This window comes from Arthrobacter sp. cf158, from assembly GCF_900106835.1.
Lineage (GTDB): Bacteria > Actinomycetota > Actinomycetes > Actinomycetales > Micrococcaceae > Arthrobacter.
On the sequence record NZ_FNNR01000011.1, the window covers coordinates 66,040 to 82,373 of the forward strand.

The 16,334-nt window shown below is 65.0% G+C and carries 13 protein-coding genes; 8 read left to right on the forward strand and 5 right to left on the reverse strand.

Translation table 11 applies throughout. From position 1 onward, the window contains the following. Positions 1 to 96 precede the first annotated feature (96 nt). Together BLW08_RS19935 and gdhA are read left to right on the forward strand one after the other, a co-directional pair. Positions 97 to 651 (forward strand): ArsR/SmtB family transcription factor, encoded by a 555-nt coding sequence (locus BLW08_RS19935; RefSeq protein ID WP_090818996.1) that lies wholly within the window; start codon positions 97 to 99, stop codon positions 649 to 651. 207 nt (positions 652 to 858) lie between these two features. Continuing rightward, a complete protein-coding gene (gene gdhA / locus BLW08_RS19940) occupies positions 859 to 2,196 on the forward strand; it encodes an NADP-specific glutamate dehydrogenase (RefSeq protein ID WP_090816738.1) in 1,338 nt (445 codons plus the stop codon). Positions 2,197 to 2,275: 79 nt separating this feature from the next. Here the strand turns inward: gdhA and BLW08_RS19945 are convergent, their stop codons facing one another. After that, entirely contained in the window at positions 2,276 to 3,622 is a 1,347-nt protein-coding gene (locus BLW08_RS19945; RefSeq protein ID WP_090816741.1) for an alpha-hydroxy acid oxidase, read from the reverse strand. A 90-nt stretch (positions 3,623 to 3,712) separates the two neighbouring features. On the opposite strand from BLW08_RS19945, the gene BLW08_RS19950 reads away from it, so the two are divergent. After that, positions 3,713 to 4,411: a FadR/GntR family transcriptional regulator gene (locus BLW08_RS19950; protein WP_090816744.1), complete on the forward strand. Its 699-nt coding sequence runs from the start codon at positions 3,713 to 3,715 to the stop codon at positions 4,409 to 4,411. Between the two features lie 72 nt (positions 4,412 to 4,483). Here the strand turns inward: BLW08_RS19950 and BLW08_RS19955 are convergent, their stop codons facing one another. Continuing rightward, entirely contained in the window at positions 4,484 to 5,512 is a 1,029-nt protein-coding gene (locus BLW08_RS19955; protein ID WP_090816747.1) for a LacI family DNA-binding transcriptional regulator, read from the reverse strand. 188 nt (positions 5,513 to 5,700) lie between these two features. Between BLW08_RS19955 and BLW08_RS19960 the strand changes: the two genes are divergently transcribed. From BLW08_RS19960 to BLW08_RS19980, 5 genes are read left to right on the forward strand one after another with little or no spacing between them, the layout of a single operon-like run. After that, the gene (locus BLW08_RS19960; RefSeq protein WP_090819000.1) at positions 5,701 to 7,113 is read left to right on the forward strand and encodes a Gfo/Idh/MocA family protein; all 1,413 of its coding nucleotides are present in this window, start codon (positions 5,701 to 5,703) and stop codon (positions 7,111 to 7,113) included. 30 nt (positions 7,114 to 7,143) lie between these two features. Then, the gene (locus tag BLW08_RS19965; protein WP_090816749.1) at positions 7,144 to 8,154 is read left to right on the forward strand and encodes an NAD-dependent epimerase/dehydratase family protein; all 1,011 of its coding nucleotides are present in this window, start codon (positions 7,144 to 7,146) and stop codon (positions 8,152 to 8,154) included. Beyond that, entirely contained in the window at positions 8,151 to 9,056 is a 906-nt protein-coding gene (locus BLW08_RS19970; RefSeq protein WP_090816751.1) for a 5-dehydro-4-deoxyglucarate dehydratase, read from the forward strand. Before BLW08_RS19965 ends, BLW08_RS19970 begins: the two co-directional genes overlap by 4 nt. Next, entirely contained in the window at positions 9,056 to 10,204 is a 1,149-nt protein-coding gene (locus tag BLW08_RS19975) for a mandelate racemase/muconate lactonizing enzyme family protein (protein WP_091327519.1), read from the forward strand. The genes BLW08_RS19970 and BLW08_RS19975 overlap by 1 nt, the downstream gene beginning before the upstream one ends. Beyond that, complete coding sequence (locus tag BLW08_RS19980; protein WP_091327520.1) at positions 10,185 to 11,636, forward strand: aldehyde dehydrogenase (NADP(+)); 1,452 nt, start codon at positions 10,185 to 10,187, stop codon at positions 11,634 to 11,636. Before BLW08_RS19975 ends, BLW08_RS19980 begins: the two co-directional genes overlap by 20 nt. A 75-nt stretch (positions 11,637 to 11,711) precedes the next feature. Here the strand turns inward: BLW08_RS19980 and BLW08_RS19985 are convergent, their stop codons facing one another. From BLW08_RS19985 to BLW08_RS19995, 3 genes are read right to left on the reverse strand one after another with little or no spacing between them, the layout of a single operon-like run. After that, on the reverse strand, positions 11,712 to 12,866 hold the full coding sequence (locus BLW08_RS19985; RefSeq protein ID WP_254779985.1) for a M24 family metallopeptidase: 1,155 nt from the start codon (positions 12,864 to 12,866) through the stop codon (positions 11,712 to 11,714). Next, positions 12,863 to 14,911: a DUF6807 family protein gene (locus tag BLW08_RS19990; RefSeq protein WP_091327523.1), complete on the reverse strand. Its 2,049-nt coding sequence runs from the start codon at positions 14,909 to 14,911 to the stop codon at positions 12,863 to 12,865. Before BLW08_RS19990 ends, BLW08_RS19985 begins: the two co-directional genes overlap by 4 nt. After that, the gene (locus BLW08_RS19995; RefSeq protein ID WP_175538776.1) at positions 14,908 to 16,137 is read right to left on the reverse strand and encodes a dienelactone hydrolase family protein; all 1,230 of its coding nucleotides are present in this window, start codon (positions 16,135 to 16,137) and stop codon (positions 14,908 to 14,910) included. Before BLW08_RS19995 ends, BLW08_RS19990 begins: the two co-directional genes overlap by 4 nt. Positions 16,138 to 16,334: the final 197 nt, after the last annotated feature.

Consider the following 16,334-nt stretch of genomic DNA (forward strand, 5'->3'; position numbering starts at 1 on the left):
GTTGTAGCACCGGCCCCCTGCAGGGTCAACGAGTGCACGCTGTCGCGGCAGGAAACAGGGATGCCATTTGGCGTATATGTCGCTAGGGTGGGAGGCATGGTGACTGACGACGTATTTGCCGTCATAGCTGAGGCAACCAGGCGCGACATCCTGGTTTCCCTCCGCTCTGGGGATAAAGCAGTAGGCGAATTGGTGGAAGAACTGGCTGCAAGCCAGCCCACAATCTCCAAGCATCTTAAGGTGCTCCGCGAGGCTGATCTGGTCAGCATGCGCGCACAGGGCCAAAAGCGCTTCTACGCGCTCAATCCCAAGCCTCTCGCCGGCGTCGCGAGTTGGCTGGAAACGTTCGACGTCGGACCCGCGGCGCCAACCGTCGTCGCGCCTTCCGCTGGTGTGCCATCTGCTGAGGTACCTGCCGTTGCGCCGGTTGCCGCTGACCGTGCGCCCGAGGTGCCTACCCGCGCCGACGCCATCAGCCAGGCCGTCAAGGTCCACGCAAGCGAAACGCCCGTATCCGTGGACCTCTCGTCGGACGACACCGTTCCGCAGCAGATTGGCCGCACTGTGGGCAGGGCCGCAACCAAGGCTGCTGATCTCCTGGCGAACCTTCCCAACCTGCCAAACCTCCCCAAGTTCGGGCGTAAACGGTAGCGAGCCCCAAGCTAACGTGATCCTCCTCACATTGTGAGTTTTTGTTAACCTTGCCTTTCCTTGAGTTTTCAACGATTTTCTACAGTTGTGTTAACTCCGCTGGAAGGGTCACATTGGCTCCGGATGGAGATCCTATGTCCCTCGGTGCAACCATGAGCGGGACTAATCGTCTCGCCGCGGGTCGGCGCACTGAGGATAGGAACACGCATGGATTCAAGGCTCGAAGCTGTCCGCGACACCGTGTTGGCGCGTAACCCGGGGGAGAAGGAATTCCACCAGGCCGTCACTGAGGTCTTCGAAAGCCTTGGTCCCGTTCATGACCGTCACCCTGAGTTCCTTGAGGGCGCAGTCCTGGAGCGCCTCTGCGAACCCGAGCGCCAGATCATCTTCCGCGTCCCGTGGACCGACGACGCCGGACGAGTCCACGTCAACCGTGGCTTCCGGGTGGAGTTCAACTCCGCGTTGGGCCCCTACAAGGGCGGGCTCCGCTTCCATCCGTCCGTGTACCTGGGCATCGTCAAGTTCCTGGGCTTTGAGCAGATCTTCAAGAACGCCCTCACCGGCATGCCGATCGGTGGCGGCAAAGGTGGCTCGGACTTTGACCCCCGTGGACGTTCCGACGCGGAAATCATGCGTTTCTGCCAGTCCTTCATGACCGAGCTGTACCGCCACATCGGCGAGTACACGGACGTCCCCGCAGGAGACATCGGCGTTGGCGGCCGCGAAATCGGCTACCTCTTCGGCCAGTACAAGCGCATCACCAACCGCTACGAATCCGGGGTCCTCACGGGCAAGGGAATCTCGTGGGGCGGCTCGTTGGTGCGGCCGGAGGCCACCGGCTACGGCACGGTGATCTTCGCCCAGGAGATGCTCAAGACCCGGGGCCAGTCGTTCGATGGCCAGCGCGTGGTGGTGTCCGGCTCGGGCAATGTTGCGATCCATGCCATCGCCAAGGCGCAGTCCCTCGGCGCCACCGTGGTGGCTTGTTCCGACTCCGCCGGTTACGTCGTGGATGAGGCGGGAATCGACGTCGGGCTGTTGAGCCAAGTCAAGGAAGTGGAACGCGCACGCCTGACTGAATATGCGGCCCGCCGTTCCGGAGCCAGCCACGTCTCCGGAGGTTCTGTGTGGGATGTCAATGGCACCGTCGCGCTGCCCTGCGCCACGCAGAACGAACTCGACGGCGATGCCGCTGCCAAGTTGGTCAGCAACGGCCTCATTGCCGTGGCCGAAGGCGCCAACATGCCCTCCACGAGATCAGCCGTGTCCGTGTTCCAGGAAGCCGGGATTTTGTTCGGTCCGGGAAAGGCTGCGAACGCGGGCGGTGTTGCTACTTCCGCGTTGGAGATGCAGCAGAACGCCAGCCGGGACTCATGGTCCTTCGAGCACACCGAACAGCGCCTCACCGAGATCATGGTGGGCATTCACGATCGCTGTGCAGCCACGGCTGAGGAATACGGCGCACCCGGAAACTACGTGGTGGGCGCCAACATTGGCGGCTTCGTCAAGGTAGCTGATGCGATGCTGGCCCAGGGCCTCATCTAGCACCCTTAAACCAGCGAGGTAGCAGCAGAGGCCGTTGCGAGCTTTCACAACGGCCTCTGCTGCTACCTGCATGGTTGTTTTAGCGCTGGAGCAGCCGCACGTGATCCGGGTTGAGGTCCGCCACCTTGCTCACACCGAGGAGTGCCATGGTCCGGGTCATGTCCTTCTCCAGGATCTGGATGGTGCGGTCCACACCCTCGCGTCCGCCGGCCATCAGGCCGTAGAGGTAGGCGCGGCCGATCAGTGCGAAGTCGGCGCCCAGGGCAAGGGCTGCCACAATGTCGGCGCCGCTCATGATGCCCGTGTCCAGCATGACGGCGGCGTCGCTGTTGTCCGCCTTGAGTGCCGTAGTAACTTCCGGCAGCAGGTGGAACGGAATGGGTGCGCGGTCCAGTTGGCGGCCGCCATGGTTGGACAGGATGATGCCGTCGGCGCCGTGATCCACCACCTTGCGGGCGTCCTCGACGGTCTGGATGCCCTTGACCACCAGCTTGCCCTTCCAGGTTTCCCGCAGCCAATCGAGGTCCTGATAGGTCAGGGTGGGGTCGAACATCGAGTTGATGAGGTCCGCCACGGTGCCGGTGTAGCGCGAGAGCGACGCGAACGTGAGGGGCTCGTGCGTGAGGAAGTTGAACCACCAGGCCGGGCGGTATGACGCGTCCAGCACAGTCTTCAGGGTCAGTGCCGGCGGGATGGTCATGCCGTTGCGCACATCGCGCAGGCGCGCACCGGCTACTGCCGTGTCCACGGTGACCATGAGGGTATCGTTGCCGGCTTTTGCGGCGCGTTCGATGAGTTCCAGCGAGCGGTCGCGGTCCGTCCACAGGTACAGCTGGAACCAGTTGCGGCCGTTCGGAGCAGCGGTTGCCACGTCCTCGATGGATGCTGTGCCCATGGTGGAAAGGGTGTACGGAATGCCTGCGGCTTCTGCGGCCTGGGAGCCGGCGTACTCGCCTTCAGACTGCATCATGCGGGTGAAGCCAGTGGGTGCTATCCCAAACGGCAGGCGTGATTCCTTGCCGAGGATGTCCGTGCGGAGATCGATCGTGGAAACATCGCGCAGGATGCCCGGGCGGAATTCGATGTCCTGGAAGGCCTGGCGTGCCCGGCGCAGCGTGATCTCTTCTTCGGCCGCGCCGTCGGTGTAATCGAAGGGTGCCTGCGGGGTGCGGCGCTTGGCGATATCGCGCAGTTCCCAGATGGTGCTGGCCCGCTTCAGGCGGGCGGCCTTGCTGAATTCGGGCTTCTTGAACTGCATCAGGGGCGCCAGATCGGAAACCTTGGGAACGCGGCGCTTGAGGGCCGGGGGCTGGAGGGCAGATCGCTGCCCGACGGCGGGAGCCGGCTGTTCGGGGCGCGTCACGTTGTGGTCGTTGCCGGCATTGGCGGGCGCGGCCGTGAGTTTGGGGTCGAGGGTGTCGGTCATGCGGTTCTCCCTTGAAATCTGTGGTCCTGCCTCTGTGGTCTAACCACACTGTAATCCATGTGGTTGGACCACATCAACTAGTATTCCGGTATGCGTACGCACGAGTTGGTCCTGCAGTGGATCGAGAAGCAGTTGTCTGACGGAGACCTCGCACTGGGTGGCCGCTTGCCGGGGGAGCGTGCCATGGCTGAGCAATTGCAGGTCTCCCGGACATCCGTGCGCGAAGCCGTCAGGATTCTTGAGGCAATGGGAGTAGTCCGCGCCGGGGTGGGCTCGGGGAAGGATGCGGGGACAGTGGTCATCGCCGAGCCGGGGTCTGCGCTGGGTTCAACCCTCCGGCTGCATGTGGCCACCCGGCATCTTCCGGTGGCGGACATTGTGGAGACCCGCGTCCTGCTCGAATCGTGGGCGGCCGAGCGGGCCCGCGTGGGTGTGCCGGAGCTGGAGGAGGCTGCCGCGTTGCTGGATCAGATGGACGCGGCCCTGGACATCGACACTTTCCTGGCCCTCGATGCCCGGTTCCATGTGGCGCTCGCGCAGGCCGCGGGCAACTCGGTGGTCAGCGCCATGATGGCCTCGCTCAGGGGCGCAATCGAGAATTACGCAGGCGAGCTGACGGGGAATCTGCCCGACTGGGAAGCAACCTGTGCCCGGCTCCGGGCCGAGCACCGCGCCATTCTCACCGCTGTGAACAACAACGACGGCGGCAAGGCGGCTGAGCTTGTTGCTGCCCACATTCAAGGCTTCTACAAAGAGGCCGGAGTGGGCTCCCAGCCACCCCTGCCGTAGAGCAACGCGGGGTCCTGAGGTCCCAAGATGATCTTCAGGATGGGCCCTCAGTCACCACCCCGCATCGCTGGTTTACACGGGGGAGAGGGCAGGGGCTGCCGTGCTCTTGCGGATCTCCACGCGGGGAGAGAATTCGTCCTGTGCCTGGGTGGTGGCCTCCCCGGCCTGCTGAATCTGTTCGCGCATCCTCCGCCATGCCAGGCTTCCCAACTCGTTGATGGGCACGGCCGCGGTGGTCAGTGGGGGAGTTGTGTATTTGGCGAACGGGATGTCGTCGAACCCGGTCACTGAGATGTCCTCCGGCACGCGTACCCCGCGCTCGTGCAGGCCGCTGAGCAGGCCCATGGCAACGAGGTCGTTGAACGCCAGGATTCCTGTAGCCCCACTGGCGATGATGGCCTCGGTGGATTCGTGGCCGGAGTCGAAGTTGGAGCCGCCGTGGAGCATCTGCAGCTCTATCTCAGGGTGTTCCGCCCGGAACTGGTCCAATCCGACAAGGCGCTGGCGGTTGGAGGCACTGTGCTCGGGGCCGGAGAGGAAAGCCAGGCGGCGGTGCCCCAGCGATACCAGATGGTGGGCCAGCTCCTGGATGCCCTGCCCGTAATCCACGCTCAGGCTGGGAGTGTTGGTGGCGATGGTGGTGCGGTTGATGAGCACCAGCGGATGCAGGGTTGGTGCCAGTTCCTCGAGCTCGGCGTCGCCCATGCGGGGCGCACAAAGGACCACGCCGTCGCAGCGCCTCCTGGCCTCGCCGGCCAGGATTGCTTCTTCGCTGGTGACTTCGGAGGAGTCGGCAATGAGGACGCGGTACCCGTCCTGGGCGGCGGCGATGCTCAGCCCGCGGAGGATCGCCTGGAAGGTGGGGTTGGCCAGGTCCGGTACCACGATTCCAATGGTGTCTGTCTTGCCCAGGGCAAGGCTACGGCCCACGGGGTTGGGTTGGTACTTAAGTTCCAGTGCGGCTGCCCGGACGCGTGCGGCGATCCCGGGATCCACGGCGGCGTTACCGTTCATGACGCGGGATACGGTGGCGTGCGAGACGCCTGCTTTCTCCGCGACGTCGGCTATCCCAACGCGCCTGTTGGTGTTCCTGCGTGCCATGCGGCCCCTTCCCATTGCTCGCCTCCCGGATGCTCCGTCGTTGGAGCAGTGGTTGACGTGACCACCAGAGTCTTGATACAAAGCTTATAACGCTCTGAGAAAACGCTTTCTCATGATTCTTCCCACACGAAGCCGGGCCGTCAAGCGGTCACTCCTGCCTTTTGAAAGGGGCATCTCCCATGGCCAACATGGTCAACGTCGACTCAGCCGAGACCCAGACCGCATCTGCCGCACACGCAGCCCGGACCGAAGGCCCCCAGCGGACCCGAATAGCCCTCATTGGAACCGGCGGCCGCTCAGAGATGTACATCCGGGCAATTTACGGGCAGCACGCGGACGTCGCTGAACTGATCGCCCTGTCCGACGTCAATCAGGGACGTGTGGATTTTTACCAGGAACTCATCAAGGAACTGGGCGGAACGGAGCCCGTGGCATCCTTCGAGCCGGACCAACTCACCAGCTTCATCCAGTCCAATGGGATCGAGCGGGTCATCGTCACGACGCCCGACTACACCCACGCGGACTACATCGTAGAGGCGCTTGAGGCGGGTGCCGACGTCGTGGTTGAAAAGCCTCTCACCATCGACGTTGAGGGCTGCCGCCGCATCACCGAAGCCGTAGCCACAACCGGCCGGAACGTGGTGGTGACGTTCAACTACCGCTACTCGCCGCGCAACAGCGCGCTCAAGGAAGTCATCCAGAATGGCGTGATCGGAAAGGTCACGTCCATCGACTTCAGCTGGGTGCTGGATACCGTGCACGGCGCCGACTACTTCCGCCGCTGGCACCGCGAAAAGAAGAACTCCGGTGGCCTGCTCATCCACAAGGCTTCGCACCACTTCGACCTGGTCAACTGGTGGATCAACGATGTTCCGGAGCGCGTGTTTGCCTCCGGTGGCCTTCGCTTCTACGGCGATAAGAACGCTGCAGAGCGCGGCTTGGGTGCCCGTCCGGAGCGCGGCACCGTGGATGGCCTCGAACACGATCCGTTCCGCCTGGACATGCGTGAGGACGAGCGTTTGAAGGCCCTGTACTACGACAACGAGAAGTTCGACGGTTACATCCGTGATCAGGACGTTTTCACCGAGGGCATCACCATCGAGGACAACCTCGCTCTGGTGGTGGACTACCAGGGTGGACCGACTCTGAGCTACTCCCTGAACGCCCACAGCCCGTGGGAAGGCTACCGCGTCACCGTCAACGGCACCGAAGGCCGGGCTGAACTCGAAGTGGTGGAGCGCGCCGCCGTCGAATCCAGCACCGACAAGAAGACAGTGGTTGACCCGAGCGCGACGCCCATCGAGGAAGAAGACGCAGTGCGCCGCAACGGGGAACGCCTTGTTGTCCAGCGTCACTGGGAAGCTGCCTACGAGGTCCCGATCATCAACGGCGAAGGTGGCCACGGTGGCGGCGACAACCTGCTGCTCTCGGACCTCTTCAATGGCCCCGGCATCGACCCGCTGGGCCGCCCGTCCGGCTACATCGATGGACTCCGGTCTGTGTCTGTGGGCATCGCCGGCAACCAATCCCTCGACTCAGACCTGCCCGTCCGCATCAGTGAACTTGGCCTCGGCGCTGATCTCAGCCGCGGCCAGGCCTGACCGGTTCACCAACCACGCAAGGAAAAGACCATGAGCAGGATATTCGTCACCGGCGGTTCCGGCCGACTGGGCCGCAGCGTCGTGGCGGGCCTCGCGGAGGCCGGCCACGCGGTGATTTCGGTTGACCGGGATGCCATCCCGGCAGAGCAATTGCCGGCCGGAGCCGAGCAATACACCGCAGATCTGCTGGCGCCGGGGGAAGCGGAGCGGCTCATCCGGGAAACAGCGCCCGACGCCGTCATCCACCTCGCTGCTATTGCCGTACCTTTCAGCGCACCCGAGGACGTCATCTTCAGCACGAACACCCGGCTCGCCTACGCAGTGGTCAGTGCGGCCACCGACGCAGGCGTACTCAAGATCGTGACGGCAAGCAGCCCCACCGCCCTGGGCTATGGCTCACCGGCCGGGTGGCTGCCGCCGTCGTTCCCTTTGGATGAGCAGACGCCGCCCAAGCCGTGGAACGCCTATGCGCTGTCCAAGTTGATCGCCGAACAGACGGTGCAGATGTTCGCAGCCGCGCAGGGCGAGAAGATCAGGTACGCGGCATTCCGCCCGTGTTACGTCATCTCCCCGGAAGAATGGGAAGGTGCACTGACGCAGCAGGGACATACGGTCCGCGAACGCCTGGATGATCCCGCCCTGTCCGCTCCGGCCCAGTTCAATTATGTGGACGCCCGGGACGTGGCCGATTTCCTGGACGTGCTCCTGAACAAGATGGACTCGATCCCCAATGGCGAGGTGTTCTTCGTTGGAGCGAAGGATGCTTTGGCCACGGCACCGCTGGCAGAACTCTTCCCGCGCTTCCTGCCAGGCAGCGGTCCGTTGACCGAACATCTGACCGGCACCAGCCCGGCATTCTCCATCGACAAAGCCCGTGAGCTCCTCGGCTGGGAGCCGAAGCGCACGTGGCGCACCGAGCTTACCCCCGCTTACGAAGGGCCTGACACGGCCTCGGAACAAGCAGCAAACACCCAAGCAGCACTCAATGACGAGATCCACGCCGGCCTGGTCCCGGCGGGAGCAACCAAGGAGACACCATGAACTTTGACGGCGTACTGTTCTTCCCCGTCACGCCCTTCGCCGAAGACGGCAGCGTAGATGTGGCGCTCTTGAAGGAGCACATCACCTCCCGACTGCCGTTTGGCCCGGGTGGCGTGTTCCCCGCCTGCGGCACCGGTGAGTTCCATGCGCTCTCCCTGGAGGAGATCCGCACTGTGGTGACCGCCGCCGTCGAGGCTGTTGCCGGAGCTGTTCCGGTGGTCTCCGGTGCAGGCGGACCGCTTGGTCACGCCATTGCCGCTGCCAAGGTAGCCGAGGAAGCCGGTGCGGATGCCCTCCTGGTGCTCCCGCCCTACCTGGTTACCGGTCCAACTGACGGCGTAGTGGCCTACGTCGAGGCCATTGCTGCTGCGAGCAGCCTGCCCGTGATCGTGTACCACCGCGGTACCGCCAAGTTCACGGCCGACGCCATCACCCGCCTCACGGCCAACCCGAAGGTGGTGGGCTTCAAGGACGGAATCGGAGACGTCGGCCTGGCCCAGGAAATCGTGTCGGCCATCAACGCCAGCGGACGCACCGACTTCGCCCTGTTCAACGGCCTGCTGACGGCCGAACTGACCCAGGGTGCATACCGTGGCCTGGGCATCCCGCTGTACTCCTCTGCCGCGTTCGCCATGGCTCCGGAAATCGCCAAGGCGTACTACGACGCGTACATGTCCGGCGACGAAGAGCGCCGCCACGCCCTGCTTGAAGGTTTCTACGCGCCGCTGGTTCGTCTCCGTGACCAGACTCCTGGTTTCGGTGTCTCCCTCATCAAGGCAGGTCTTCGGCTCGCCGGATTGCCTGTGGGCCCGGTCCGTCCGCCGCTGGTTGACCCCAACGAGGAACAACTGCTGGAGCTCAAGTCCATCCTGGCCAAGGGCCACGAGCTGGCCGGCAGCTGATGCCCGCCCGCATTACGGGCCTCACCACCCGGCTGATCACGGTGCCGCTGTTGCGCAGCTGGGGTGCGGAGGCGCCTGAGAACCATGTGATCGTCACGGAACTGACCACGGACGACGGCGGCACCGGCCACGGTTTCTCGTGGACGCCCACCATTGGCCCCCAAGCCGTCAAAGCCTTGCTGGACCACGACATCGCACCGTTCATCCTGGGACTCGAGGCGAATCCGGAGATCGTGTGGGACCAGCTCTGGAAGCGGCTGCACGAGGCCGGCGGGGGAGGACTGACCACCATCGCCATGGCTGGTGTTGACCTTGCGCTTTGGGACTTGAAGGCGAGCCAGGCGGGCACGTCCGTCACGGGACTCCTGGGTCAACGCCAGGAATCCGTGGAAGTGTACGGCTCCGGCGTCAACCTGCACTACACCCTGGAGCAGTTGGTGGAGCAAGCCCAGCGATGGGTTGCCGCAGGGCACAACGCTGTGAAGATCAAGGTGGGTAAACCTGAGCTGCGGGAGGACGCCGAACGCGTTGCCGCCGTGCGCCAGGTGATCGGCCCGGACCGGCTGCTCATGATCGACGCCAACCAGCGATGGGACATTGCCCATACGTTCCGTGCCGTGGATGTGTTGGGAGAGTACGGACTGGAGTGGTTGGAAGAACCGATCCGCGCCGACGACCTCTGGGCCTACCGGCGCCTGCGCAAGCACTCGCCCATCCCTATCGCACTGGGCGAGAACGTCCACACGATCTACCGCTTCCGCGACTTCATCGAAGCTGAAGCCGTGGACATCATCCAGCCCAACATCGTCCGGGTAGGCGGCATCACCCCGTTCCGCAGGATTGTTGAGCTGGCCCGCGCCAACAGCACCAGGGTGGCGCCGCACCTGCTTCCGGAGCTCTCCGGACAGCTGGCCCTCACCCTGGCCGAAGCCGTGAGTGTTGAAGACGTTGAGGATGCATCGTTCCAGCAGCTCGGCATTCTGGCCGGACCTTCCCCGGTACGTATCCACAACAGCAGGCTCACCTCGTCAGGCCTTCCCGGGCTTGGCTTCGGCTTCAACGGGCAGCCGCACACACCAGAGACGGCTGCCCCAGGGAACTCCGCCCATGAGAGTAAAGGAAACCGCATTGAGTACAGCAACTCTTGACCTGACCGCCGTCACAGCGGCAGCTACTGCAGCGGCGAAAGCAGCCGCAGCAGCTTCCGACGCCGAGCGCGCCGCGTGGCTGACCGCCGTCGCCGATGCCCTGGACGCCAACGTCACTGAGCTGGTGGCAATCGCGGACTCGGAAACCAGCCTTGGCACTGCCCGGCTCACCGGCGAGGTTGCGAGGACCAGTGGGCAGCTGCGGCTTTTCGCCAATGTCATCACTGAGGGCTCCTACCTCGAAGCCGTGATTGATCACGCTGACCCCTCGGCTACTCCGCCCAAGCCCGACCTTCGCCGCATCCTGCGTCCAATCGGCCCGGTAGCCGTGTTCTCGGCGTCGAACTTCCCGTTCGCTTTCTCCGTGGCCGGCGGCGACACCGCGTCCGCGTTGGCCGTCGGCTGCCCGGTGATCGTCAAGGCGCACTCGGGTCACCTCCGCCTCTCCGAGCGGACCGCTGAGATCGTCATCGAAGCTCTGGCCAAGGCAGGAGCCCCTGACGGGATCTTTGCGTTGGTCAGCGGACGCGAGGCCGGCACGGCACTGGTCCAGGATCCTGCCATCAAGGCCGTGGGTTTCACTGGCTCCATCCCGGGCGGCCGCGCACTGTTCGATCTGGCGTCCTCCCGCCCGGAACCGATTCCGTTCTACGGCGAGCTGGGAAGCCTCAACCCGGTGGTCATCACGGCAGATGCCTTGGCCGAGCGTGGACAGCAGCTCGCTGCCGGCCTGGCAGGGTCCTTCACGCAGGGTGCGGGCCAGTTCTGCACCAAGCCCGGGTTGGTCTTCATCCCGGAGGGGACGGACTTCGCGTCGCACCTCGCTGAGGCGAGCAAGGACAAGCCCACGGCCGCCATGCTCACCGAGCGAATCGCTGAGGCCTACCCGGACGGACTCCGTCACGTCGCGGACCAGCCGGGCGTCGCCGTCATCAGCGGCACTGTGCAGCAGGACAGCCTGGCAGATGGTGCCGCTCCCGTGGTGTTCTCCACCAGTGCGGCCAACGTGCTGGAACGTCCCGATGAGCTGTTGGAGGAGTGCTTCGGCCCCACCACGCTGCTCATTGAGTACGCCAACCAGGAGGAACTGTCCGCTGCCCTCGCAAAGGTTCCAGGCAGCCTCACTGGCACTGTCCACGCGCAGCCCGGGGAAGATGTTGCGGCGTTGGTGGAGCAGCTCAGCACCTTGGCCGGCCGGGTCCTGTTCGATGGCTGGCCCACGGGTGTTGCCGTGAACTGGGCCCAGCAGCACGGTGGCCCCTACCCGGCCACCACCTCGCTGTTCACCTCCGTTGGCGCCACTGCGGTACGCCGCTTCCAACGCCCGGTGGCCTACCAGGATGCCCCGGAAAGTGTGCTGCATCCGGCATTGCACGACGCCAACCCGCTGGGCGTCCCGCGGCGTGTGGACGGCGTGCTGACGCTCGGCTAACGCCGGCTGTCGCAGACGAAAGGGGCGGGGTCACCGTGATGGTGACCCCGCCCCTTTCGTGTTTGCTTGCCGCGGTTACGGGCGCAGTGTCAGCGGACGACGGCGGCCGTCAACGTCCGTGGTGGGCCAGCGTTCGTCCACGGTCAGGACGCGCACACCGGAATCCGTGAGCAGAACCGTGTCCTCGATCTTTACGCCGGGACCGGACGGGTTCCAGGTGAAGGGCTGGTTGAGGACAATGGTGTCCGTGACCTCGGCCGTCACCCGGGGATCGCGGCCTGCGTAACCTGCAGGTCCGCCTTGGTGGTGGAGCGTCCACTGATCGTCCCCGAATCCGTGCCTCGCGTAGGCCGACTTGATCGCCGTGAAGACCTCGTTCAGCTTGGCGCCCGGGACCGTGGCCCGGAAGATGTCGGCCTCAACCGCAGCGATGCGGGCCTCGGCGTCGAGCTCCTGGGGAGAGCCGGCGTCGAAAGCCACCCAACGGGTCACATTGGCGACCAGACCGTTCCGGCGCGCGCACACAACCGCCATGGCGCGCCGGCCGATGGGGGAGTGGGTGGCCAAAGGATGCCGGAAGTCGCTGCGGTCAGCACCATTGCAGAGCAGGACGAGCGGTTCGGCACCCACAGCAACAATCCTGGCGGCCAGGTCCGATACCAACTGGAACTCGGTGGTCTCCGGCGTCACAGCCGTGAGGACATCCGTCATGGCGGCGGCTGCGTCGGCGGAGAGTGCGGCATAGCGGGCTGCTTCCGCGGGCAGGAGTTGCTGGCGGGCGGCCCGCAGTTCCGAGCTCACTGCGGCTTCCACCATCGGGTCACCGTCGATCGCCAGACCAGCCGCCGCAGCATGCAGCTGGCTATGCCACGGCACGGTGTCCAGGCTGACGCCTTCCGGCAGTTCCTCGGCGGCAATCCGCCCGGCCTCGTTGTTGAACGTGACCAGGTGGTCCCCCGTGCGGTCCACCAAGAGGGCAGCGATGGGGTCGCCGGCCAGGCTGATGTGGACACGGCTGCCATCCAGGTACCACGTGAGCGCCGTGTTGGACGTGAGGAGAAGCGAATCGCGTCCAGCCTCGTCGAGGATGTCCAGGACCCGGCGGCGCTTCACTGCACGGTCGGCGGCGTTGCCCGGTGCCGTGAGTGCAGTGATGGCGGTGAGTGCAGTGCGTGCGGTGACTGCACTGTTTGCCGCCAGGGCCGGAGTGGATTGAGTGGGTGTGGTCATGCCTGGTCCCCCAAAGTAGTGATGAGCTGTTCAATGTCTTGTGTTGCCAGGAAGCCATCCGTGACGAGCACAGTGACCGACCTGTGGACAGGGCGTCCGGGTTCGGCGGGCACCGGGGCATCCCAGGCCAACGACCATCCGACGCCGGGATAGCCCGCATGCCGCACGAACCAAGGGTCCGGGGCCTGCGGTGAAGCAAGGAAGACGAGTGTTGCCGGGTGGCCCAGCCCACCGTCGCCGGTGACGTGCGCTGCGCCGGAAGTACCGGCGTCGAACGTTCCCGACCACGCCAGCCAGGGCGCCACGCTGCCGTGCACGGCGTCCTCGCCACGCGCGTCCGGAGTCCAGATGGTGGCATCTGCTACTCTTGGCAGCCGCCAGAAGAAGCCGCCGTAACCACCCTGAGGCCGTCCGTTGGAGCCGGGGCTGCCCAACAGCACGGTGCGCCCGGTGGCGGACTCCAACGTGAAGTCCAGCGTCAGCTTCCACGCTGAATTTCCGACGCCGGCCCAGCGCCACTCGCGTTGTTCGCGGAGCACGGGTGATCCGTCAGGACCGATCCAGCTCAGCTGTTCGCGCCTGCGCCCGGACGAGTGCTCTGCGGATTCGATGGCAATATGGCCGTGGTCTTGACGCCAAACGTAGGCCCCGGCGTCGCGGGTGTAGGTCCGGCCACCCCAAAAGTTGATGCCGTCCACGTCCTGGAGGGCCACGCCTGCTCCGAGGTGCCACACGTGGTCCTCCGGGACGTGGTCAGTGACCACCGTGCCGGCCAGGGTTCGTATGGGGTGGAGGTAAGGGCGCGGGGACGACGTTGCGCGGACGCCGGACCCATCCTGGAGGGTAGCGACGGTGGTGCCGTTGACCTCAAAGGTTGGCCCGCTGGACGCAGTCCATGGGGCTCCCAGTTCCGCGAACGTCGCTTGGCCCAGGGCTGCCCGTTGGATGAGGGTTTGGATGCCGTGGACCACGGGGTGGGCGTCGTCGCCGACTCCCTCCCACGTGATGAAATCCGGGTGGATGGGCTGTGGCGCGTCCGCTGTCCGGATGGCTTCAAGGACGGCCACGTAGGCGCCGGCGCCGCTGAGCGGACTGAGGAGATCCTCCTCGCCGCGCGCTGCCAAGAGGTTCTCCAGGAGGTCTTTCCGCCCAAATGCCTGGGTACGGACACCCTCCGGAGTGGTGATCTCCACACGGTCCTCCGTGTAGGAGAGGGTGAGCTGGCCAAGCGTGCCGTAGATAGTGACTGCCGGTGCGGACTGCACGGGTGCGCAGAGCGTCAGGGCGCAGGTCAGGACTGTGCCGTCCGTGGTCCGCACCCGTACCACGGAGGTGTCGTCACTCTCGGTATCGTTGGCCCGGTAAAGGTCGGTGTCCACGGATTCGACGTCCGCCACGGTCCTTGCACCGGCCAGCCGAAGCCCGGTAGCAACCGCGTGCGCCAGCGCGTTGGTTGCCACCCCGTCCACCACATCGGTGCCGTTCAGGTTCCGTTTTCCGGCCCACCGGGACCGCTTGAAATACCCTTTGGTGCGAAGCCACAGACCTGTGGCACTGATGCCCCGGACCTCGCCGATCCCGCCGGACGCCACCAGTGCTTCGATGGCGGGGAGAGCATCGGAACCAAGGCTCTGAAACCCAATTTGCACCAGGCGGCCAGCGCTTTCTGCGGCCGCCATGACCGCCTCATACTGCGCCATCGATGCCACCGGTGGCTTTTCCAGATACACGTTGGCGCCGGCTTTGAGGGCTGCGAGGGCAAGGGGAGCATGGGTTTGGATGGGTGTGGAGACGATAACGACGTCTGGTGCGGTCCCGGCATCCAGCAGCTCATAGAGGGAAGCAAACACCTGGACCTGGGGCCCAAGTGTGCCCTCGGCAGGAGGCCGCGGATCGGCGACGGCCACCAGCTCCAGGGCACCCTCGGCCGAGAGCCGATCCAGGTTCTCCAGATGCCGTTCGCCGAAGCCGTGCACGCCCACCAGCGCGATGCGGGTGAGGCGTACGGGGTGTTCCACTGCCGTGGAGGTGAGGGGTTGAGTCATGAGTCTGTCCTAGCTGGCTCAGGTGTAGGCGAACTGGGGTGCCGGGGTTGCAGGGCTGCGGTCAGGAAGGTGGCAGCCTGTTCCTGCATGGCCGGGGTGAAAACGTGTGGTTGCTGCCAGAAGCTGCCGGTATAGCGCTCGCGTGGCAGCTGCCTCGACAGATAGGCGTGGGCATCGCGCATTCCCTGTTCCGGGAAAAGCTGATCGTTAAGGGCGTACTGGACCAGTACTTGCGCACTGGACCGGACGGCCAGATCCGGCCAATCCCCCAGCCGTGCCAGGCCGGGGGAGTGCAGCAACCAGGAATGCGCGTCCACATACGCGGGCAGCAACGATGCGAAGGTAGTCATCATGCAGGTCACCACGTAGCCCCGGATCATGGGACTCAGGGCAGCGAGCACCATGGCCCTGCCGCCACCGCCGGAGAATCCGAGACAACCGATCCGTTCCGGGTCCAGCCCTGGCAGCGATCCGAGGACGTGCAGCGCGGCGAGATCGTCGTGTGCAACAGTCCCCGCAACGGTGGTTCCCAGCAACGCTGCTGCTTTCGCCACAGTATCCTCGTGGGCGCCGGCCGCTGCGTCGTACAGTTCCGCCGGGGAAGGTTCGACGCCGGCCTCCCGCCAGATTGCCCGCTGGCCATTGACGGATGTGGCCGTACGCAAGGGCAGGGGATCGAGCTGGAAGCGGCGGCTGCCCCACATGAAGGTGTCATGCGCCAGGACGGCGAATCCCTGTTGGGCCAACCAGGTAGCCAGTGCCCGGCCGCCGTAGAGCTTGGCGCGCATTTCAAGCGGCACAGTGCCCAAGCCGTCCGTGAGGCTCAATCCATCCGGACGGGAGCCGTCATCGTGGTTATCCACCCCGGGCGGCACCGCGACGAGCCGCTCCGCGCCGTAAGCCTTGATGCCGCCGTGGCAGTGCAATGCGAGCAGCCCGGGGAGAGGTCCCGTGGCGCCGGCCGGCCGCACGAACCATGCGGACGTCCTTGGGCCGAATCCCACCTGCCATGAAAGGCGGGAGGTGATGACGTCGTCGTGCCTTGATTCTGAATGGACTGTGTATCCAAGGTCTGTTGTTACGGACGGAACCCCCAGTGTGTCGGCCAGCTGCTGGGCGCCCGGGGAATCAGCGACGTGGCGGTGTGCCGCGTAGCCGGGCCAGTCTTCATAGCCGCCCAGCGCACTGGGGCGGGCGGGGCTTTCTGCCACGTCAGCCGCGGTCATGGCAGGTGGGGTGGGTGGGAAACAATAGTGTCCTGCCTTATCGATGCGGGAGGGTGTGCGTTAGCTCACGCCGGGCTTCTTCAGCGTGGGGAAATCGATGTGGGCGGCTTCGCAAGAAAACGCTTTCTCAAAAATTAGCAAAAGGCTGTACATGGGTCAAGAAAACGTTTACTTTGGTACGGAGCCGCTGAAAGCCG